The sequence below is a fragment of the Microbacterium testaceum genome (assembly GCF_001476655.1).
Classification (GTDB): domain Bacteria; phylum Actinomycetota; class Actinomycetes; order Actinomycetales; family Microbacteriaceae; genus Microbacterium; species Microbacterium testaceum_C.
The window spans coordinates 1-19,942 of the sequence record NZ_LDRT01000122.1 but is presented as its reverse complement, the minus strand read 5'-3'; the positions used below and the strand labels follow the sequence as shown (position 1 = coordinate 19,942).

At 67.0% G+C, this 19,942-nt stretch carries 22 protein-coding genes; 17 read left to right on the top strand and 5 right to left on the bottom strand.

Features of this window, described 5'->3' with window-relative positions; genetic code table 11:
• Nucleotides 1-40 precede the first annotated feature (40 nt).
• The 3 genes from NS220_RS15130 to NS220_RS15120 are packed head-to-tail and all read left to right on the top strand — an operon-like array spanning nucleotide 41 to nucleotide 1,124.
• Nucleotides 41-442, top strand: a complete 402-nt coding sequence (locus NS220_RS15130; RefSeq protein WP_058624852.1) for a hypothetical protein — start codon at nucleotides 41-43, stop codon at nucleotides 440-442.
• Nucleotides 443-445: 3 nt separating this feature from the next.
• Nucleotides 446-856 (top strand): phage holin family protein, encoded by a 411-nt coding sequence (locus NS220_RS15125; RefSeq protein WP_058624851.1) that lies wholly within the window; start codon nucleotides 446-448, stop codon nucleotides 854-856.
• Complete coding sequence (locus tag NS220_RS15120; protein WP_081323208.1) at nucleotides 846-1,124, top strand: hypothetical protein; 279 nt, start codon at nucleotides 846-848, stop codon at nucleotides 1,122-1,124. The genes NS220_RS15125 and NS220_RS15120 overlap by 11 nt, the downstream gene beginning before the upstream one ends.
• A gap of 128 nt (nucleotides 1,125-1,252) precedes the next feature.
• Here the strand turns inward: NS220_RS15120 and NS220_RS15115 are convergent, their stop codons facing one another.
• Complete coding sequence (locus tag NS220_RS15115) at nucleotides 1,253-2,041, bottom strand: bestrophin-like domain (protein ID WP_058624850.1); 789 nt, start codon at nucleotides 2,039-2,041, stop codon at nucleotides 1,253-1,255.
• Nucleotides 2,042-2,185: 144 nt separating this feature from the next.
• Between NS220_RS15115 and hemQ the strand changes: the two genes are divergently transcribed.
• From hemQ to NS220_RS19810, 14 genes are all read left to right on the top strand, one after another.
• On the top strand, nucleotides 2,186-2,854 hold the full coding sequence (hemQ, locus tag NS220_RS15110; protein WP_013584956.1) for a hydrogen peroxide-dependent heme synthase: 669 nt from the start codon (nucleotides 2,186-2,188) through the stop codon (nucleotides 2,852-2,854).
• Complete coding sequence (hemC, locus tag NS220_RS15105; protein WP_058624849.1) at nucleotides 2,851-3,969, top strand: hydroxymethylbilane synthase; 1,119 nt, start codon at nucleotides 2,851-2,853, stop codon at nucleotides 3,967-3,969. The genes hemQ and hemC overlap by 4 nt, the downstream gene beginning before the upstream one ends.
• On the top strand, nucleotides 3,966-4,781 hold the full coding sequence (locus NS220_RS15100) for a uroporphyrinogen-III synthase (RefSeq protein ID WP_058624848.1): 816 nt from the start codon (nucleotides 3,966-3,968) through the stop codon (nucleotides 4,779-4,781). The genes hemC and NS220_RS15100 overlap by 4 nt, the downstream gene beginning before the upstream one ends.
• Entirely contained in the window at nucleotides 4,778-5,761 is a 984-nt protein-coding gene (hemB, locus tag NS220_RS15095; RefSeq protein ID WP_058624847.1) for a porphobilinogen synthase, read from the top strand. The genes NS220_RS15100 and hemB overlap by 4 nt, the downstream gene beginning before the upstream one ends.
• Nucleotides 5,762-5,973: 212 nt before the next feature.
• Nucleotides 5,974-7,314 (top strand): glutamate-1-semialdehyde 2,1-aminomutase, encoded by a 1,341-nt coding sequence (gene hemL, locus NS220_RS15090; protein WP_058624846.1) that lies wholly within the window; start codon nucleotides 5,974-5,976, stop codon nucleotides 7,312-7,314.
• A gap of 80 nt (nucleotides 7,315-7,394) precedes the next feature.
• Nucleotides 7,395-7,589 carry a hypothetical protein gene (locus NS220_RS15085; RefSeq protein WP_058624845.1) on the top strand — a complete coding sequence of 65 codons (195 nt, stop codon included), beginning with the start codon at nucleotides 7,395-7,397 and terminating at the stop codon, nucleotides 7,587-7,589.
• Between the two features lie 66 nt (nucleotides 7,590-7,655).
• Nucleotides 7,656-8,138: a DUF2231 domain-containing protein gene (locus NS220_RS15080; protein WP_058624844.1), complete on the top strand. Its 483-nt coding sequence runs from the start codon at nucleotides 7,656-7,658 to the stop codon at nucleotides 8,136-8,138.
• Nucleotides 8,139-8,175: 37 nt separating this feature from the next.
• Nucleotides 8,176-9,141: a 2-phospho-L-lactate transferase gene (cofD, locus tag NS220_RS15075; RefSeq protein WP_058624843.1), complete on the top strand. Its 966-nt coding sequence runs from the start codon at nucleotides 8,176-8,178 to the stop codon at nucleotides 9,139-9,141.
• A 306-nt stretch (nucleotides 9,142-9,447) separates the two neighbouring features.
• Nucleotides 9,448-10,782: an RHS repeat-associated core domain-containing protein gene (locus tag NS220_RS15070; RefSeq protein ID WP_058624842.1), complete on the top strand. Its 1,335-nt coding sequence runs from the start codon at nucleotides 9,448-9,450 to the stop codon at nucleotides 10,780-10,782.
• Between the two features lie 261 nt (nucleotides 10,783-11,043).
• The gene (locus NS220_RS19830) at nucleotides 11,044-11,406 is read left to right on the top strand and encodes a hypothetical protein (RefSeq protein ID WP_153004323.1); all 363 of its coding nucleotides are present in this window, start codon (nucleotides 11,044-11,046) and stop codon (nucleotides 11,404-11,406) included.
• Nucleotides 11,407-11,605: 199 nt separating this feature from the next.
• The gene (locus tag NS220_RS15065; RefSeq protein WP_153004322.1) at nucleotides 11,606-12,292 is read left to right on the top strand and encodes a hypothetical protein; all 687 of its coding nucleotides are present in this window, start codon (nucleotides 11,606-11,608) and stop codon (nucleotides 12,290-12,292) included.
• Between the two features lie 531 nt (nucleotides 12,293-12,823).
• Nucleotides 12,824-13,060: a hypothetical protein gene (locus NS220_RS19825; protein WP_206543035.1), complete on the top strand. Its 237-nt coding sequence runs from the start codon at nucleotides 12,824-12,826 to the stop codon at nucleotides 13,058-13,060.
• A 139-nt stretch (nucleotides 13,061-13,199) separates the two neighbouring features.
• Nucleotides 13,200-13,562 (top strand): hypothetical protein, encoded by a 363-nt coding sequence (locus NS220_RS19820; protein WP_153004320.1) that lies wholly within the window; start codon nucleotides 13,200-13,202, stop codon nucleotides 13,560-13,562.
• Nucleotides 13,563-15,602: 2,040 nt separating this feature from the next.
• Nucleotides 15,603-16,061 (top strand): hypothetical protein, encoded by a 459-nt coding sequence (locus NS220_RS19810; protein ID WP_153004318.1) that lies wholly within the window; start codon nucleotides 15,603-15,605, stop codon nucleotides 16,059-16,061.
• A gap of 154 nt (nucleotides 16,062-16,215) precedes the next feature.
• Here the strand turns inward: NS220_RS19810 and NS220_RS15060 are convergent, their stop codons facing one another.
• From NS220_RS15060 to fgd, 4 genes are all read right to left on the bottom strand, one after another.
• The gene (locus NS220_RS15060) at nucleotides 16,216-17,289 is read right to left on the bottom strand and encodes a CU044_5270 family protein (RefSeq protein ID WP_058624840.1); all 1,074 of its coding nucleotides are present in this window, start codon (nucleotides 17,287-17,289) and stop codon (nucleotides 16,216-16,218) included.
• Complete coding sequence (locus tag NS220_RS15055; protein WP_058624863.1) at nucleotides 17,282-17,857, bottom strand: RNA polymerase sigma factor; 576 nt, start codon at nucleotides 17,855-17,857, stop codon at nucleotides 17,282-17,284. The genes NS220_RS15060 and NS220_RS15055 overlap by 8 nt, the downstream gene beginning before the upstream one ends.
• A gap of 273 nt (nucleotides 17,858-18,130) precedes the next feature.
• A complete protein-coding gene (cofC, locus tag NS220_RS15050; protein ID WP_058624862.1) occupies nucleotides 18,131-18,769 on the bottom strand; it encodes a 2-phospho-L-lactate guanylyltransferase in 639 nt (212 codons plus the stop codon).
• Between the two features lie 128 nt (nucleotides 18,770-18,897).
• Nucleotides 18,898-19,908, bottom strand: a complete 1,011-nt coding sequence (fgd, locus tag NS220_RS15045) for a glucose-6-phosphate dehydrogenase (coenzyme-F420) (RefSeq protein ID WP_058624839.1) — start codon at nucleotides 19,906-19,908, stop codon at nucleotides 18,898-18,900.
• Between the last annotated feature and the right edge of the window lie 34 nt (nucleotides 19,909-19,942).

The following is a 19,942-nucleotide window of genomic DNA, read 5'->3' as shown; positions in this document are numbered from 1 at the left end:
TGAGAGTCGACCAGCACTCGATCGAGCGTGAGGAGACCCCATGAGGGGCAAAGCAGCACTCGTCGTCGGACTCGTGGCGGGCTACGTGCTCGGCGCACGCGCAGGACGCGAGCGGTACGAGCAGATCAAGGCGCAGGCCGAGAAGGTCTGGGAGCAGCCTGTCGTCCAGGGACAGGTCGAGAAGGTCAAGGCGTTCGGCGTCTCGGCTCTGAAGTCCGTGCCCGGCGTGGTCTGGAAGGGCGCGAAGTCGGTCACCGGCGCCGCGGCTCACTCGGGCAGCGTCTCGGAGCGTGCGGAGCGCGCCGGCCGCGCGGCCCAGCAGTCGGCATCCGAGGTCGCCGACGTGGTCGAGGACTCCGTCGACGACGCGAAGCAGGCGGAGAAGACCGCGACCACGCGCGCTCGGGCGGCCAAGAGCGGCTCCACCTCGTCCGGGAGCTGAGGCATGACCACTCCTCGCGGCTTCCGCGATCGTTCCGACGACAGCCTCTTCACGCTGATCGGCGACATCCCCGAGCTCGTCCGCAACCTCGTCATCGCCGAGATCAACGGAGCGAAGGCCTGGGCACAGCGCACGGCGAAAGACGCCGGGATCGGTGCGGGCTGGTTCGTCGGTGCCCTGATCGTGGTCTTCTGGGCCGTTCCGGTGTTCTTCGCGTTCGTGATCGCCCTGCTGTCGCTGTGGCTGCAGGTGTGGGCCGCGGCGCTGATCGTGTTCGGCGTGATGATCCTCATCACCGCGGTGCTCGCCCTGCTCGGCTGGATGCGGTTCAAGAAGCTGTCGAACCGCGAGAACCCCGGTGAGGCGATCGCCGAAGACGTCCGCATCGTGAAGGAGGCCGGCAGTGAGTATTGAGCGTCCCGTCCCCGTTCCCCGCACCGCGGTGCCGCTGGGCATCACCGACCCGGTGCAGTCGGCGCGCGCCGAGCTGAAGGCGGCACTGGCCGCCCTCGAAGAGAAGGCGAACATCCCGCGCCGTGCGAGTGAAGCGGTGGACCAGAAGATTCGCGACGTGCGCCAGAGCGCGCAGCGCAACCCGGCCGCGGCGGCCGCACTCGTGGCCGGTGTCGCCGGTCTCGTCGGTTTCGCCGTCTGGGGCATCGTCCGCGCGTACACGCGCTGAGTTCTCACGAAGCGGCCCGTCCCCGGTGGGGTGCGGGCCGCTTCGTCGTGCGGTCTCCGGATGCCGGGGGGACGCCGGGCGACGGGCGACACCGACTCCGCGGGACGGGGCCGGCGGCGCCGCGGGACTCACGGCTCGTTCGTGAACAACCCGTCGAGGAGGTCTTGGAAGTACTCCGGCGACACCGCGATGGGGCCCGCGTACGCGTGGTCGAAGCCGGCTATCGCGTAGAGCAGGAGGGCGACGAAGAGGGCCAGCATCCCCGACATCAGGAGGTGGATCCGCAGGTTCCGCACCTCGATGAGTCCTATGAGCACCGCGTTCAGCACCGCGCCCACACCCAGCACGATCCACAGCACGCCCGGCAGCGCGAGGTGCGTGAGCGCGATGCGGTCGCGGCGGTCGTGCACCAGCTGGCGGAACTGCTCGAGCGCTTCCTGCACGTAGACGACCTCCACCGCCGAGGCCGGCTGCACGGCGTCGATGGCCTTCTGCATGCCGGTGATGTTGGCATCCGATTCCGACGGCAGGCGGAGCTGCCGCTGCTCGGGCCAGTCCTCGTCGATGACGGCGCGGGTGTACTGCACGATCTGGGCCTGCAGCTCGTCCTGCTGCGGCTCGGGCAGAAGAGTCGCGGTGCGATACAGCGACGCGAGCGAGGAGGACTCCTCGAGCACGATGCCGTCGACCTCGGTGAAATTGCCGTAGGCCGCCGCGGCGATGAGCGCGAGGGTGACGCCGTAGAAGACGCCGTAGGCGCCGACCGCGTAGCTGAGGACGCGGTCCCACTCCTCACCCTGCGGGGCGACCCGGAAGACCCACTTGCGCAGCACCAGCAGGATGCCGCACGAGAGCCCGACCACGAAGACGATGAACAGCGGCAGCCCCACGGGCATGGGGAAGTCGTACAGCCACATAGGGCACCCTTTCGGCGGGCGTCCCCCGACGCCGTCGGGGCACAGTACCAACCGCCGGCCCGCGCGCGCATCCCGATGCGCGAAAAGGCTCGCGAGTGAGCCAATCGGTTTGATCGTCCGGGCGCACAAGACGAGACTGAGAGCATGTCCGACGACAGCTCCTCCATCTACACGCTCTGGGCCATCCTCCGCCGCGACCCCGAGAACCCGGTGACGGCTTCGGAAGCCACCGAGCTCGCGGACCTGACCGCCCTCATCGAGGCCGACGGCGTGACCGTCCGGGGCTTCTACGACGTGAGCGGCCTGCGCGCCGACGCCGACCTCATGATCTGGCTCCACGGGCCGGACCCCCAGGCCCTGCAGCGCGACCTGCGTCGCCTGCGGCGCACCGAGCTGCTCAAGAACCTCCTCCCCACCTGGAACGCGATGGGCGTGCACCGCGACGCGGAGTTCAACCGCTCGCACGTGCCCGGCTTCCTCCGCGGCATCCCGGCGCAGCAGTGGCTGTGCCTCTACCCCTTCGTCCGCAGCTACGAGTGGTACCTGCTGCCCGAGGCCGAGCGTCGCGAGATGCTGATCGAGCACGGCAAGAAGGGGTCCGCCTACAAGGGCGTCATCGCCAACACCGTGGCATCCTTCGCCCTCGGCGACTACGAGTGGCTGCTGCCGATGGAGGCCGACGTCCTGACCGACCTCGTCGACATGATGCGCGACCTCCGCTACACCGAGGCCCGTCGCCACGTCCGCGAAGAGGTGCCGTTCTACACCGGTCGTTTGGTCACGCTGGACGAGATCCCCGAGATCCTCCAGTGACCGCCCCCCTGCGTCTCGGCACCCGGCGCAGCGCGCTGGCGCTGGCGCAGTCGCAGATGGTGGCCGACGCCGTCGCCGCGGCATCCGGCCGCGAGGTCGAGCTCGTGCCGATCGTGTCGGAGGGAGACGTCAACCGCGCGTCGCTCTCTCAGCTCGGGGGGCGCGGTGTCTTCGCGAACGGCCTGCGCGAAGCGCTCGCCGCCGGGAGGTGCGACTTCCTCGTGCACTCGCTGAAGGACCTGCCCACCGCCCAGCCGGAGGGGCTCGTCATCGCCGCGACGCCTCCGCGCGAGGACGCCCGCGACGTCGTCATCACGCGCGACGGCACGCCGCTGCATGCTCTGGAGGCGGGCTCACGGGTGGGCACCGGTTCGCCGCGCCGCATCGCGCAGGCGCTGCGCCACAACCCGCGCCTGGATATCCGCGACATCCGCGGCAACGTCGACTCGCGTCTCGCGCGCGTGCGCGACGGAGAACTGGATGCCGTCATCCTCGCCGCCGCAGGCCTGTCCCGGCTCGGCGGTGAGCTCGGTGGTCTGCGATCCGAGCCGCTCGGCCTCGCGGAGTGGCCGACCGCTCCCGGGCAGGGATCGCTCGCGGTCGAGACGCGCACCGACATCGACGCCGACACCCTCGCCGCGCTGTCGGCGCTGGACGACGAGGACACGCGCGCCGCGATCACGGCCGAGCGCACGGTGCTGTCGGTGCTGGATGCCGGATGCCACGCCCCCGTCGGCACGCACGCGTCGATCGTCGACGGCGATCTTCGGCTGCGGGCCGTCGTCTACGCGCTCGACGGGACGCATCGCATCGGTATCGACAGGACGGTGCGTGTGGAGCCCCTCCGCGGGGAACCCGAACGCATGCGTCCCGAACCCGGTGTTGCCGAGCACGGGGTGCCCGAACCCGGGATTCCCGACCGCCGGGAGCCCAGACACGTCGAGCCGGGGCGCGCCGAGCAGGGGTATGCTCGGGAAACGGGCAGTGGCAATGGAGCGGATGCTGCCGACGACGGGGGTCTCATCGCGCGGGCAGCGCGGATAGGCCGCGAAGCCGCGCGTCGGTTGCTCGAACGTGGGGCGGCCGACCTGGTACCACGAGAGTCGACCACATGAATGAAGGCCACTGGCAAACGCCGACCACCTCGACCGGCAGCGTGCCCAAACCGCTGGCCGGCCGCCGCGTGCTCGTGCCGCGCGGTGGTCCGTGGGGAGACGGTGTCGCGGCGAGTCTGCGTCAGCGCGGGGCTGTTCCCGTCATCGCGCCCCTCATCAACTTCGCGCCCACGAACGATCAGGCGACCCTCGAGCAGGCGCTCGCCGATCTTGCGGCTGGCGCGTTCGATTGGCTGACGCTCACGAGCGCGACCACCGTGGACGTGCTCTACGCCTATCGGGCCGAGATCCCCGCCGACACCAAGGTCGCCGTCGTCGGTGAGACCACCGCCGCGGCGATGCAGGCCGTGGGCTACCGCGTCGACCTCGTTCCCGAGCGGGACAACTCCGCTCAGGGCATGGCCGAGCAGATGATCGACCTCGAATCCGAGCCGCGCAAGGTGCTGACCCTCCGCAGCGAGATCGCCAAGCCGGTGCTGACGCGCCTGCTGATCGAGGCGGGGCACGACGTCCGCAGTGTCGTCGCCTATCGCACGGTCGGCGTCCCGGTGACCGAGAAGATCGCCGGCGACGTGCACTCGGGCCGCATCAACGCGATCCTCGTCACCAGCGGTTCGGTCGCCGAACAGGTGGTCGCTCAGTTCCCCGAGATCCCGGCCTCCACCGTCATCGCGGCGATCGGCCCGCGCACCGCGAAAGATGCCAAGCGTGCGGGGCTCAGTGTCGACGTCGTCGCCGAGAAGCAGACCGTCGAGTCGCTGATCGAAGCCGTCGCCCGCTTCCCCCTTCCCGCCGAAGAATCGACCTCATGAGTTTTCCCGAGCACCGCCCGCGGCGTCTGCGCCGCACCCCCGCCGTCCGTCGTCTCGCTCGGGAGACTCACCTCGTGCCCTCGCAGCTCGTGCTGCCGATGTTCGTGCGCGAGGGCATCACCGAGCCGAGCCCGATCGGCTCGATGCCGGGCATCGTGCAGCACTCGCTCGATTCCCTGCGGCGCGCGGTCGCGCAGGCCGCGGAGGAGCGCATCGGCGGCGTGATGCTGTTCGGCGTCCCCGACACGCGCGATGCGGTGGGCTCGGGTGCCGATGACCCGAACGGCATCCTGAACGTGGCGACCGAGGCGGTCGTGGCCGAGGTCGGCGACGCGCTGGTCGTGCAGACCGACCTGTGCCTCGACGAGTTCACCGACCACGGGCATTGCGGTGTCTTGCAGCCCGACGGTTCCGTCGACAACGACGCCACCCTCGAGCGCTACACCGCGATGGGGCTCGCGCAGGCGCGGGCGGGGTCGGCGATGCTCGGGCTGTCGGGCATGATGGACGGCCAGGTCGGCGCGGTGCGCGAAGCCCTGGATGCCGAGGGCTTCACCGACACGCTGATCCTGGCGTACTCGGCCAAGTACGCCGGCGCGTTCTACGGTCCGTTCCGCGAGGCCGTCGACTCGCAGCTCAAGGGTGACCGGCGTTCGTACCAGCTCGATCCCGGCAACGCCCGCGAGGGGCTGCGCGAGGCTCTTCTCGACGTCGAAGAGGGCGCCGACATCGTCATGGTCAAGCCCGCGCTGCCGTACCTCGACGTGCTCGCCGACGTGAAGGCGTCGGTCGACGTCCCCGTGTGGGCCTACCAGGTCTCGGGGGAGTACGCGATGGTCGAGGCCGCCGCGGCCCACGGCTGGATCGACCGCCGCGGCGCGATCCTCGAGAGCCTGCTCGGCATCCGCCGCGCCGGTGCCGACGCGATCCTGACCTACTGGGCTGTCGAAGCGGCCCGCTGGCTCCGCGAAGAGCTGTAGACCGGCGCGGGGACGCCGTCGGCGGCTGGGACGCGGTCGGCCCGACGGGCGCGGCGTCGGTCGCGCTCGCCGTCGGACACGACGCAGGAGATTCCCACCGCCGTTCGCGGCCACGCGCCGCACAACTCCGGAAAGATTGACCTTGCACACCCCGCGGCGCGGGCACGCCCCCGAGTTTCCTGCGTTGTGCACATCGAGAGGATGAGCAACCCATGACCGATCTCAACGACCAGTGGTTCGCCCGCGCGAAGGACGTCATTCCGGGCGGCGTGAACTCCCCGGTGCGCGCGTACGGCTCCGTCGGCGGCACCCCGCGGTTCGTGCAGTCGGCCTCGGGTCCGCGGATCACCGACGCCGCGGGTCGCGAGTACGTCGACCTCGTCGCCTCGTGGGGTCCGGCGCTCCTCGGTCACGCGCACCCCGAGGTCGTCGAGGCCGTGCGGGAGGCGGCATCCCGAGGTCTGTCGTTCGGAGCTCCCACGGGGGCCGAGGTCGAGCTCGCCGACCTCATCGCCGGTCGCGTACAGGTCGGCGAACTGAAGCCCGTCGAGAAGGTGCGGCTCGTGTCCACGGGCACCGAGGCGACGATGACCGCGATCCGCCTCGCACGCGGTGTGACGGGTCGCGACCTGCTCATCAAGTTCGCCGGGCACTACCACGGGCACTCCGACGGGCTCCTCGCCGCGGCGGGCTCGGGCGTGGCCACCCTCGCCCTGCCCGGATCGGCCGGTGTGCCCGCGCCGATCGCGGCCCAGACCCTCGTGCTGCCCTACAACGACCTCGACGCGGTGCGCGAGGTGTTCGCGGTGCACGGCGAGAACATCGCCGCGATCATCGTCGAGGCCGCCTCCGCCAACATGGGCGTCGTGCCGCCGCTGCCCGGCTTCAACGCCGCGCTCGCCGACATTGCGCATAGCCACGGTTCGCTGCTCATCATGGACGAGGTGCTCACCGGCTTCCGCGTGCACCCCGCCGGGTTCTGGGGCCTGCAGGCGTCGCAGGGGGAGACCTACCTGCCCGACATCCTCACGTTCGGCAAGGTCGTCGGCGGAGGGATGCCGCTGGCCGCCCTGGGTGGTCGCGCCGAGGTCATGGACCACCTCGCCCCCCTCGGCCCGGTGTACCAGGCCGGAACGCTGTCGGGCAATCCGCTGTCGGTGGCCGCGGGCTTGGCGACGCTGCGGCTCGCCACGCCCGACGTGTACGCCGCGGTCGACGCTTCTGCCGCCCGGGTCGCCGACGCGCTCGACGCGGCACTCACCACGGAGGGCGTCGTGCACGCCGTCCCGCGCGCCGGTTCGCTGTTCGGCGTCGCGTTCCTGCCCGAGGTGCCGCGAGACTACGCCACGGCGCTCACGCAGCAGTCGTACCGCTACGCGCCGTTCTTCCACGCGATGCTGGATGCCGGCATCTCGCTGCCCCCGAGCGTCTTCGAGGCGTGGTTCCTCACCGCCGCCCACGACGAGGCCGCCCTCGAGCACGTGCTCGACGCGCTGCCGGGTGCGGCGAAGGCGGCCGCGGCGGCGCTGGACCCGACGCTGCTGGCGCAGTAGCGCAGATCTCATCCGCGGGAGGGAAGGATGTCGTCCTTCCTGCTGATGTGCCGGGTCGGCGTCGTCGCGAGGCTGGAGGCATGCTCGTCGCATCCCTCGTCGTTCTGCTCTTCGCCGTCGCCGTGGTCGCCGTCGCGGTGATCGCGCTCGTGCGCGGCCTCGATGTCGCGTCCCTCGGCCGCGTGCACGGACGGATGCCGCGCCGACGACGCGCGACGTGGCATCCCGTGGCCGTTTCCCGGCCGCGGCGACCGGTGGGCACCGTCTCGTCCTGAGACGTTCACCCCGCGGCGCTGCGATCCCTCTCGACCTCACGGGCACACGTGTGCTGTGATCGGCGCATGTGGCAGTTCGCGGGCCTCCCGCTTCACCCCCTCCTCGTCCACGGCGCCGTCGTGCTCCTGCCCCTCGCGGCCCTGATGCTGATCGTCGGCAGCGTCTGGCCCGCCGCGCGACGACGTCTCGGCATCCTCACCCCGATCGCCGCGGTCGCGGGCGGGGCCTTCGCGCTCCTGGCGAAGCAGGCGGGCGAGGCGCTCGAGCGTCAGGTTCCGTCGACGGCGCTCGTCGAAGCCCACACGTCGATGGGCAACGGGCCGGTGATCTGGGCGTTCTTCCTGATCGTGGTCGCGGTCGGCCAATGGGCGTGGTTCTGGTGGCGGAAGCGCTGGGCGGAGCGACCCGTCGCCCGCAGCCGGGCGATCACCGTCGCCATCGCCGTCGCCGCGATCGTCGTTTCGGTCGGTGCGACAGTGGACCTCGTGCTGGTCGGCGACAGCGGTGCGCGGGCGGTCTGGTCGGCTCTCGGCGCAGCCGGCTCCTGACCCCGCCCCGGCCGCGACGCGGTGCAAGACTGGAGGGATGAAATCCTCCGCGCCTCGCGTCGTCGTCCTCGCCGGTGGAGTCGGAGGGTCGAAGTTCACCCTCGGCATCCGCGCCGCGCTCCGTCGGCTCGGGGCGCCGGAGGCCACCGTGGTCGTCAACACGGGCGACGACCTCTGGCTGTCGGGGGTGCGCCTGCAGCCCGACGTCGACTCGATCACCTATGCGCTCGCCGGGGTCAACGACACCGAGCGCGGCTGGGGACGCGCGGGCGACACCGAGCGCGTCAACGAGGAGTTGCAGGCGTGGGGCGCCGGCTGGCCCTGGTTCACGCTCGGTGACCTCGACCTCGGCACGCATCTCGCCCGCACCGGATGGCTCCGCGAGGGTCTCACCCCGACCCAGGTCCTCGCCCGGATGGCGCAGCGCTGGCCGCTCGGCATCCGGCTCCTCCCCATGACCGACAGCGAGGTCGACACCCACGTGCTGCTCGAGGACGGGCGACGTCTGCACTTCCAGGAGTGGTGGACGCGCCATCGCGCGCAACTGACTCCGCGCGCTTTCGAGAACCCCGGGATGACGGATGCCACGCCCGCACCGGGCGTCGCGGAGGCGATCGCGGAGGCCGACGTGGTGCTGCTCGCGCCGTCGAACCCCGTGGTGTCGATCGGCCCGATCCTCGCCGTTCCCGGCATCCGGGACGCTCTTCGCACGACGTCGGCGCGCGTGGTCGGCGTCTCGCCCATTATCGGCGGGCGTGTGGTGCGCGGGATGGCGGACGTGTGCCTGACGGCGATCGGGGTCGAGACGTCCGCTGCCGCGGTGGCGCGGCACTACGGCGCGCGGTCGGCGGACGGGGTGCTCGACGCGTGGTTGCTCGCGGAGGAAGACGCCGCGGCCGCGCCCGAGGTCGAGGCCGTCGGAATCCGGGCCGTGGTCGCGCCGCTGTGGATGCGCGACGAGGAGAGCTCGGCCGCGATCGCGGAGGCGGCGCTCGGGGCCTGAGCCGCTGGTGCGCGGCCGAGGTGGCCGCAGAACCGAGGTTGGATACCAGAACCGGATGCCGGCGGCGTCTCGGTCCGGATCCGGCGCGCGATTCCGGCTCAGCGCATGTCATGGGGAGGTGTGATGGCGTGAGCCCCTCCGAAGCGGCCACCGCAAGATTCGCGCCGGGAGGGCGATCTGCCGGGTGAACATGTCTTTTTGCTAGTAGTTAGCTCTTGGTTAGCTGGAAGCTTTGCGGTTATCGTCCAATCGCGGACGCACTTTGCCCGACAGGAGTCGCCGTGTGGTCCAGCAAGGGGCTCTGATTTGCGTCATTCGATTTCGTCCGCGCTCATCACGCGGTCCGGCACGGGCAACCGCACCAAGGTGGTATCGCGTTCGGCGAGCGGGTCGATCGCAACGTCGAGCTACACCTATCCGGCGGCGGGATCTGCCCGTCCGCACGGGGCGACGGCGGTGAGCGGCTCATCGTCGAACGGCGGCGGGTCGTACGGGTTCGATCAGGCGGGCAATATGACGTCGCGGCCGGGACAGACCGTGTCGTACAACGAGTTCGGCAAGGTGGCCTCGATCACGGTGTCTTCGACCAACGTGACCCAGTCGAACACCTATGACGCTGACGGCAACCTTCTGATGCGCTCGAACACGACAGAGGGTGTGACCCTCTTCCTGGGGGACACCGTGTTGACGCAGGCGCCCAACGGGGGCACGGTGACGGGTGTGCGGACGTATTCGGGTGCGGGCAAGATCCCGGTTGCCGAGCGGTCGGCGAAGTCGGGGGTTTCGGGCACGGTGGTGACGTGGCTGTTCGCGGACATCCACGGGACGGTGGACACCCAGACGGTCGCGGCATCGGGCGTCACGACCAAGCAGTATCGCGACCCGTTCGGGATGCCGATCGGCGGAACGTCGGGCGTATGGGCGGACGGGAATGGCTTCTTGAACAAGCCGTTGACCACGTCGACGGGGCTGACGAGCATCGGCGCACGCACCTACGATCCGAAATTGGGGAAGTTCATCTCGGTGGACCCGGTCGTCGATCCGAAGAAGCCGCTACAGAACACCGGATACGCGTACTCGGGGAACAACCCGGTGACGTTCAGCGACCCGACGGGCCTGTTTCGGGAGGAAGGGTGTGGGCGAATCGGGAAGTGTGGGGCGTTCGAGGCCGCGAAGGCGCAGGGCAACAAGAATCCGACCAACCCGCTCAGCCTGTGGGGTCAGGGTGGGTCGTCGTCGTGCTCCGGGTGGAGCCTGCGGTGTGGGCGCCAGTGGGGCGCTGGAGGCGGGCGTTCGACGGGTGGCGCAGGTGCCGCGCCGCGGTTCAACTGGCCGGGCGAGTACCGCATGGGGGCGTCCACCGGCGGTAAGCAGCCGGAGCTTACGAACGTCTTGAAGGCGGCCACGTCGACGACTATGCCGAACGTCGCGATCGGGTTGGCTGGCACAGACTTCATGCATCAATTCCCCGCGATCCGAATCATCGCAAACGCTCCGGTCTCTCTGACGGGGATAATCATGGCGCATGTGAATGGTGGGGATGGGTGCGCTATCGCAGCAACCGGCACGATCTGGCCAGGCCGCGCCTTCTTGATCATGAATCACCTCATTCCGAGCAGTGGGCTGGATTCGGTCCCGTGAACTTCATCGCATCCTATTTGGCTAACAATGTGATCTCCGAGATGACTGTGGGAGATCGCGCGTGCGGGAACTACTTCGAAGGGGATGCAGGTTTCGGGGAGGGTGGTTACGATTACTGCTAAATCTTGGTTTGGGCTAAGGAATGCAGCTCGAACGGCTCTAGTGATCATGTTCGCAGTTTCCGCGATTCTTTTCTCGGGGTGCTCTGTGATGTCCTCACCCAACGAGCAGCCACTCTTTCTCTCTCTGAAAAACGGAAGGATGTCGTTCCTCTGGTGTGGAGATCGGACTGAACCGTTCTCCTATTTTCAAGTTGAATCTGCCGTGTACCGTCCGAACAGGCGCGATGGCACGATCATCGCGGCGTCTGGCGACTTCGATTTCGAGCCAGGAATACAGTTCTCTGTTGACGATATGGCTGAAAAGCTTGTTGCGTCTGACCTATCCTATTTACCTGTCAGCGATCATCGCGCAACATTTTTTGTAAGCGCTGGCATTTCTCCAGACAATTTGGACGGTTTTCGGGCGTCCTTCGACGTGGATTCTGTCAGTCGCTTCGCGGCGTCGGGTGAGTGGATGAGCACAGGTGGGAAAACGATCGCGGAGAGGCCGTGCAGTGCATGAGCGGACCACGCTCTCGGCCGAGCTGAATGGCGTGCCATGCCATCGCCTGAGCTGTTCCTTGGCAACCGCTATCGAGCGAAACAATTTGAGGTCGATGCGGGTTTGGGGGTGTAGATATTGCAATGTCTTCGGTTATCTCATTCTCCGCGCCAGGCATCGGCGGCGCCCTGGGGTGAAGATATTTGACACTCAACTGCTTGTGGTCAACCTTATTGCCATCCAGGAAGCGGGAACTGCCAACATGGTGATTGTTACGGAACGGGCCACGATACTACGCCCGATGTCTAGACTTTCGGGGGCCTTTGTCGTGATGTCATTGCTGATCGTCGAGGCCGTTTCGGTGGGTGGCATATACGCGAGCCTCGCTCAGGGGCGCTCGGTCATTGATGCTGTGTTCTGGGTGGGGCTAGGGCTACTGTTCCCCGTGCTTATGGTGTTGATCATGAGTAGGCGCCTGCGCGGTGTGGCGACCCTCGCCGCCTTGGCGACTGAAGGCGATCGAGACGCGGTGGCCTTCCTCTTCTCCTCCTCGGCGCTCGCGACTGGTGTCGAAAGTTGGCGGGATTGGCGCAACGATCACGCGACAGGGGCGGGATTCCTGCTTGTGAATGAGGATGGGTTGCAGATTCGAGGCTCGGCCGATTCGCTCATCGCGCAGTACTCGCTCGACGCCGTAACCTCGATAGAGGAGGTTCGTTTGTGGTCGCAATGGCTATGGTCGCCGCAGGTTCGGTTTAACTTCTCGGACGGGTCTCGCTTCATAGCCACTCTCGCGTATTCGGGGATACGAGGATACTTCGGATTAGGTGACTCCGGAATGCAAAAGCTCGGAGTCGAGCTCGAAGGTCGCTCTCCCGGTATCACGCGGAGGGGCGGCCAAGGTTGATGGAGTCGACGCACCTAGCCGGTACCCATGCCGCGGAGATGTAGGTATCAAGGGAGACGCAAGTGGTGGCGATATCGGGCCCGCTGCAATGCCCCTAAGACGCAGGTGAATTGCTATAAGTATGACGCGCTTCGCCAACTCTCCCGGGCGTGGTCACCGTCGAGTGCGGCCTCCTGTGGGCAGACGCCGACAACGTCCACGCTCGCGGGGCCTGCGCCGATCTGGAAGGAACCTAGCTACGACACTCGTACGGGCAACCGTACAAAGGTTGTGTCGCGTTCGGCGGGTGGGTCGATCGCGACGTCGAGCTACACCTATCCGGCGGCGGGATCTGTTTGTCCGCCCAGGGCCACGGCAGTGAGCTTCATGCAAAAATTCCCCGCGATCCGAGTCCTCGCAAACGCTTCGGTCTCTTCGAGGGTGATAATCATGGCGCGTATGAATGGTGGGGATGGGTGTGCGATAGCAGCCACCGGCACGATCGTCTGTGGCGGTTCTTATAATCCAGGGGGACCTGGCACAGGCGGGACCATGATTGGCGACACGTTCGTGACTGCCGATAGCACTTCTGACGTGATCCATGATGCGGACTTGCTCGATCATGAGTCTCGTCACTCTGAGCAATGGGCTGGATTCGGTGCCGTGAATTTTATGGCGTCCTATGTGGCTAACAGTGCGGTGTCGGGCATGGTCGTCGGTGACCGCGCCTGCGCGAACTACTTTGAGGCCGACGCAGGATTCAGGGAGGGCGGATATGATTTCTGCTGATCGCCGAGCTCGACGAGTTCATGCAACTCGATCGGCCTCAGTAATCCTTTCAATTATTGTCATCCTTTCGTTGGCCGGATGTTTTCCGTGGTCTACGACGAACGAGCAGCCACTCTTCATATCTCTCAGAGATGGAAAGATGAGTTTCATCTGGTGCGGGGAGCTGACTGAAACACTCAACTATTTTCAGATTAAGTCTGCCGTCTATCGCCCAGATCGAGAGGATCGCACGATAATCGCTGCGTCCGGGGAGTTTAATTTCCGCTCAGGTGAAGGCTTCTCGGTCGACGATATGGCTGAACGGCTTGTCGTCTCGACGCGATCTGAGTTGCCTATCAGTGATGACCGAGCAATCATATTTGTGAGAACAGGCCAGTCTCCGAAGGAATTCGAGGGAATTCGAGCATCATTCGATATCGATTCGACCAGTCGCTTCGCGGCGACAGGCGACTGGATGAGTACTGATGGGGACGTGATTTCGGGCAGGCCGTGCAACGGATGAGTGGTCATCAGCCTACGATCGTCGTGCGAGATGACATGGAATTCATGCAACGATTTTCCGCGATCCGCATCCTCGGAAACGCTCCGGTCTTTTTTGGCGGGGATGACGGTGGCGCGTTTAGTGATCAGCAAGCCAGACCTTCTCGAACGCGAGTCGCGACATTCAGAGCAGTGGGCTGGATTCGGTCCCGTGAGCGTCGGTATCACTTATATGCTCAACAATGCGATATCAGATAATGCCGCGGGCGACCGTGCTTGCGCGAACTATTTTGAGGCGGACGCCGAATTCGAAGGCGGTGGTTAAGATTACTATTTACTCTTGCGCTCGATCCGCGGTTTCGCTTCGACGTTCGCGAGCAATAGCGCTGATTCTCACTATCCTATGTCTGTCGGGATGTTCTCCGTCTACGCCTAATGAGCAGCCACTGTTTCTCTCCCTGAAAGGAGCGAAGATGAGCTTCATGTGGTGCGGTGAACATACTGAATCATTCTCCTATCTGCTCGTTGATGCTGCCGTGTATAGCCCAGACCGGGAGGATAGGACGCTCCTTTCGGCGGCAGGTCCATTTCATCTCTCTTCGGGCGAGATATTCACACTTGAGGATATTTCCAAAGGCCTCACCGTCTCGAAGTCTTCCACTTTGCCGATAGCAGATAACAGAGCCACGGTTTTTGTCGAGACCGGACGCGACCAGCATAAGCTCGACGGAGTAAGTGCATCCTTCGGTGTTGATTCGGTCAGTCGCTTTGCGGCGTCGGGTGAGTGGATGAGTACGGGTGGGAGAACGACCGCGGATAGGCCGTGCGGTGAGTAAGCGGGCCAGACTCTTGCTCGAGCTGAACGGCAGCACTGCGTCGGAGGTACGGGGTGGTGGGGGTGGCTCCTTGAAAAGGCCGTCAACCGCGTTGGCGGCGTGGGCAACCGGCGCGATCCTCTGCTGCGACTCTTCCGGCGGCCCGGGCACGGATGGGGGCATGAATGGCGACACCCTCGTGAATGGCAATAGCACATCGGACGTGATCCATGATGCGGACTTGCTCGATCATGAGTCTTGTCACTCTGAGCAACGGGCTGGATTCGGTACCGTGAGTCTTATGGCGTCCTGCGTGGCTAACAGCGCGGTGTCGGGAATGGTCGTAGGTGACCGTGCTTTCGCGAACTGTTCAGCGGCCGATGCGGGCTGGAGTGGTGGTTGTGATCACTGTTGAAACGTGCGCTCTATCAGTGGGTTCGTCGCGATCGTTACGGATGGCATCGCTGGTTCTTGCTGTCCTAAGCCTGTCGGGGTGTTTTCCGTCGACACCTAACGAGCAACCTCTTTATCTTTCCCTTCGAGGCGGAGAAGTCAGCTTCGTCTGGTGTGGTGATCGGACTGAAGAGTTCTCGCTCTTGCTTGTTGATTCGGCTGTTTACGGCCGAGACAGAAGAGACCAAACGCTCCTTTCAGCGTCCGGGACTTTTCGGCTTTCGTCTGGCGCGCTCTTCACTCCCCAGAGCATGTCGGAAGAACTTGCGGTTTCGGCCTCATCGAGTCTGCCCATCACCGAGGACCGAGCCACTGTCTTTGTTGACATCGGCTGGGAGCCGCACACACTAGGCGGAATACGCGCGTCCTTCGATGTTGACTCGCTCAGTCGCTTTGCGGCGTCGGGTGAGTGGATGAGTACGTATGGGAGAACGACCGCGGAGAGGCCGTGCAGTGAATGAGCGGGCCACGCTCTCGACCGAGCGGAACGGCATGAACCGGACCACTCTCTGCGCCGGGATAGGTCTGGCCTTCAAAGTTTGGAAAGCTGCTGCCGATGTGCGACCTTGGTCGACCGACCGTGTGTCAAGAAATGGGAGGGATGCCTGACCTGTGGGACGAGAAGATAAACCTGCGCCCAACCGAAGGCGACGTATTTCTCCGGTGTACGGTACCGTCCTCGGGCTATCTATCGCCGCGGTGGCGTCGCAGTTCATCGTCGCGGGATTGAGGGGGGGGCGAGTGTTGCATCGAGCGGTGCTGCAACAGTCCTAGAGGTCCTGGCCTGGACGACGTTGGCATTGGTCGCCGTTTTCGTCGCGGTCCTTCTCGTGTTGAACCGAGGCCGCCGCAGTGAGACAGTCAGGCTGTCTGAAATGTTTCCTCATGGTGTAGTCATTTCGACGTCGGTTAATAATGACAGGCGCGATGCGATTGAGACAGTCGGTTCTTTCATGCGGAGAGTCAAGCTTCCCGTCGAGATGCGCGTCGTCCTCACCCCCCATTCCATTCAGTTCTGGCGTCGTGACCTGAACAAGCCCGTCATCGATATCACGGGTAGCCGAATAAAGTACGAAGTGGGAGAGTATTTCACGATTGCCGGCGGCTTTCGCTGCCTGAAGGCTCGTGTGCCCTATGACGGACACGATGTCGAAATACCGTTCTTTCCGTTGAATACCCGTAAGATCTGGCCGACGGCCTTGCCGAGGGAGGATCTGGAAAGAATTGCCGACCATCTCAATCGCATAGGCTAGATCCGGCACCTACTTCGTGCGTAAATCTCCGACCTTCCTGTTCATTGAATCGCGCCGGTGAGCATCGGCGAAGGGTCGAGCACCCCGTTCGGCGCTGCGACTATCGCGAGGCTCTGCGTGGGCGGCAGCACCAGGTCAGCAGGACCGACGCCGATCACCCCGCGCACAGGCTCGTCCCCTCAGGAGCCGCGTCGACGACCGTCGTGGTCACCGACGTAGAGCCCGTCGCCGTTCCCGCGGGCATGTCGGCGCCGGGGCGCAGCAGCACCTGACGTTCGCCGATGAATGCGCCTGTCTCGGGGTCGATGATGATGTCCTGGCGGAAGCCGTTCGCGCCCTCGTCGCGACCGATCGCGGTGCCCGTGCGGCCGTTGAGGGTCGCCTGCTCCTCGGTGATCGTGACGCCCGGAATCAGCGCTGCCGTCTCGTAGAACACCGAGCGCAGCTCCGCGGGGACGGTGCCCGAGCGCAGCCGGTCGGCCAGCCAGACCAGCGCTTCGCCGTCGCGAGAGGGACCGGCCGAGCCGTTCTCCTCGTAAATCCTCTCCAGCAGCTGACGCGGATCGCGGGGGAGGTCGGTGGCCGTGTCGGCGTCGAACATCGTGATGGGGGCGCCGTACTCGGTCTTCCCCCCGGGGAACACCATGCGGCTGTCGCCCACGACGATGCCCATTTCGGCGGCGAACGTCTCGGAGCGGGGGCCGAATGTCTGGACCGGGGTGCGCGCACACCGGACCTCCACCCAGTCGCCGGATCGGTCGGCGGGTACCCAGAGAGCCTGCACGTCGCTCTCGAGGAACGACGTGAAGTCGCCGTCCTCGAGGTTGCCGTCGCGCTGCTGTCGGGCCACCTCGGCGTCCGCTTCGGTCGTGCCCGTCGCCGCGTAGACGGCATCCGTACGGATCTCCAGGTACTGACCGGGACCGACGACCGGGTCGACGACACCGCGTGCGGCCGTGGCGGCCGAGCCCAGGACGGCCGCCGCGGCGGGGTCGGCGCCGCCCGGGGCGCCGAGGGCACCGCCGAACACGAACACCCCGGTGAGGGCGCAGGTCGCCGCGACCGCCGATCCGACCCAGATCCACCGCTGACGGGGACGGCGTTCCGGGGCGGCGGAGGGCGGGGTCTCGATCGCGCGCAGCAGAGCCGCGCGACCGCGGATCACATCGTCGGGGGTGCGCTCGGGAACGTCGGCCCGAACGCGGTTCAGCAGCGAGATCTCATCCACGGTGGTGCTCTCTTTCTCGGCCGGGGGCCGTACTGACGTGAGGGGCGATAGCGGCGCGGACCTTCCGCCGCGCGCGGCTGAGGCGCGAGCGGACGGTGCCGAGAGGGATGCCGAGGGCCTCGGCGATCCCGACGTAGTCGAGGTCGCCGAAGGTGTGCAGGAGCAGCACGTCTCGGTCGCCGCGCGAGAGGTCGGCGAGAGCGGTGCCGAGGTGCGGCGCGAGGCCGTCGGCATCCATCCGCTCGTCGGCGGACTCGATGTCATCGACGTGGACGCGGGCGATGTCGGCCGCGAGCATGCCGCGCCACGCGCGCGCCTCGAGACGTGTGTGCTTCTGCATGAGGACGGTCGCGATGCCGAGGAGCCAGGGGCGTGCGTCGAGGCCGCCCGTGAAGGAGGCGCGGCGCGCGAACGCGACCAGGAAGGTCTCGGAGGTGATGTCTTCGGCGAACGCTGTGCCGAGGCGCCGGCCGACGTAGCGGTGCACGACGCGCTGGTGCCGGTCGTAGAGGTCGGCGAAGGCGGCCCCGTGGGTTAGGGACCGAACGATGATGTCGCCGTCGTGCATGCTCACACGGGGTATTGTCCGATTCGCGGAATTAGTTCTCGATTGCCCGAGGATTTCTTTGGCGCGTTGCTCCGGCGCGCGCGCGGAGGGGCTGCGCGGCCCGCCCGTTTCCTCGGAGAATGACGCGAAGTTCGGAGGATCACGCCGAAGACCTCCGAGATTCGAGCAATTCTGCGACGTTCGGGGGCGAGCGGGGTGCGCGGCCCCGGAAGCGCCGCCCCGAGGGGGCTCACGCGGGTCGGGCCGGGGCAGCCGCGGCAGGTCTCGCCCGGGTCAGGCGACCGCCGCGCGCAGCACCGCCGCGGTCCGCGGGCCGACGCCCAGCGCGACCGCCTCGGCCAGCTGGGCCGCGGTGTCGACGTCGCGGCGGAGGGTCGACTCCCGCGGGATCGCGAGATCGGTGCAGCCCAGCAGGCGGTGGCGGGCCGCCGAGTCGGCTCCGAACGCCGAGACCCACACCGCGCCCGGGCGGGCGGTGACGAGGGTGGAGCCGGTGCCCTCGGCATCCGGGACCAGGCCCCGTTCGACCTCGCCCGCGCGCGCCAGGGCGGCGTCGAGATCGCGCGACGACAGCGCCGGCAGGTCGCCCAGGAGCGCGGCACGGGGAGCGCTCACCCCCGCCGCCTCGGCCCCGAGCGCGATCGCCGCGTCGAGACCGCGGACTTCGCCCTCGGCCAGGACGTCGACCGCGGGCCACTGCGCGACGTGCGCGCGCACCTCGGCGTCGTCGGTCACCACGAGCACGCGTCGGACGCGGGCCGTGGACGCGACGGCGGCGATCGTGTCGAGGGCGATCGCGCGGGCCAGCGTTTCGCGGTCCGCCGTGACGGCGGTCAGCCGCGTCTTGCCCTGGGCGGCGGGCTTGACCGGCACGACGACGGTCCAGCCGTCGCGGATCTCGGGAGTGCTCATCGCGTCCATTGTGCGCAGAACTCCTGACATATCCGGTCAGGGGTGGCGGTTTCGGCGGAAATGGAGCACTCGCCCTCGATTCCTCCGGAGTTCGGCCCGCTTCGGCCCGGTCGCGGCCCTCGGGCCGCTCAGCCGAAACGCTTGCGCAGGCGCGGGAGGATCTCTTCTCCGTAGGTGCGGAGGAACTCCTCCTGGTCGTGGCCCGGGTCGTGGAAAACGAGGTGGCGGAAGCCGAGGTCGACGTACTTCGCGATGCGTTCGACGTGCTCGTCGGGGTCGGTCGAGACGATGAAGCGGGATGCCGCCCGCTCGATCGGCAGCTCGTTCGCGAGGCGCTGCATCTCGATGGGGTCGTGCACGCTCATCTTCTCTTCGGCGGTGAGGGCGAGCGGGGCCCAGAAGCGCGTCTTCTCGAGCGCGGTGTCGTGGTCGGGGTGGTACGACACCTTCACTTCCATGAGGGTGTCGACGTCGTCGCGTGTCCGACCGGCCTTGCCGAGGCCGTCGTCGAGGGCGGGGAGGAGCTTCTCGGTGTACAGCTCGGGGTCCTTGCCGCTGGTGGTGATGTAGCCCTCGGCGATCCGACCGGCGAGACGCGTCGCCGCGGGGCCGGAGGCGCCGATGTAGATCGGCACCTTCTGCTCGGGACGGTCGTAGATCGTGGCATCCTTCACCGAGTAGTAGGTGCCCTCGTAGGTGACCCGCTCGCCGGCCCAGAGCTCGTTGATGATCGTGATGGCCTCTTTGAGGCGCTGGAAGCGCTCGGGCGCCTCGGGCCACTCGAGACCGAGGGTCACTTCGTTGAGCGCCTCGCCGGTGCCCACGCCGAGGACCACGCGGCCCGGGTACATGACGCCGAGGGTCGCGAAGACCTGGGCGATGACGCCCGGGTGGTAGCGGAAGGTGGGGGTGAGCACGCTGGTGCCGATGATGACGCGCGACGTGCGGGCGCCGAGGGCGCCGAGCCACGGCAGCGCGTTGGGGGCGTGGCCGCCGTCGTGCATCCACGGCTGCAGGTGGTCGGAGAGGAAGACGGAGTCGAAGCCCACCTCTTCGGCGAGCACGCCGAAGTCGAGAAGCTCGTTGGGTCCGAACTGCTCGCTCGAGGCCTTGTATCCGAATCGCAGGGGAATGGTCATCGCTGTCTCCTAGCCGTGCGGGTGGGTGGGGAGG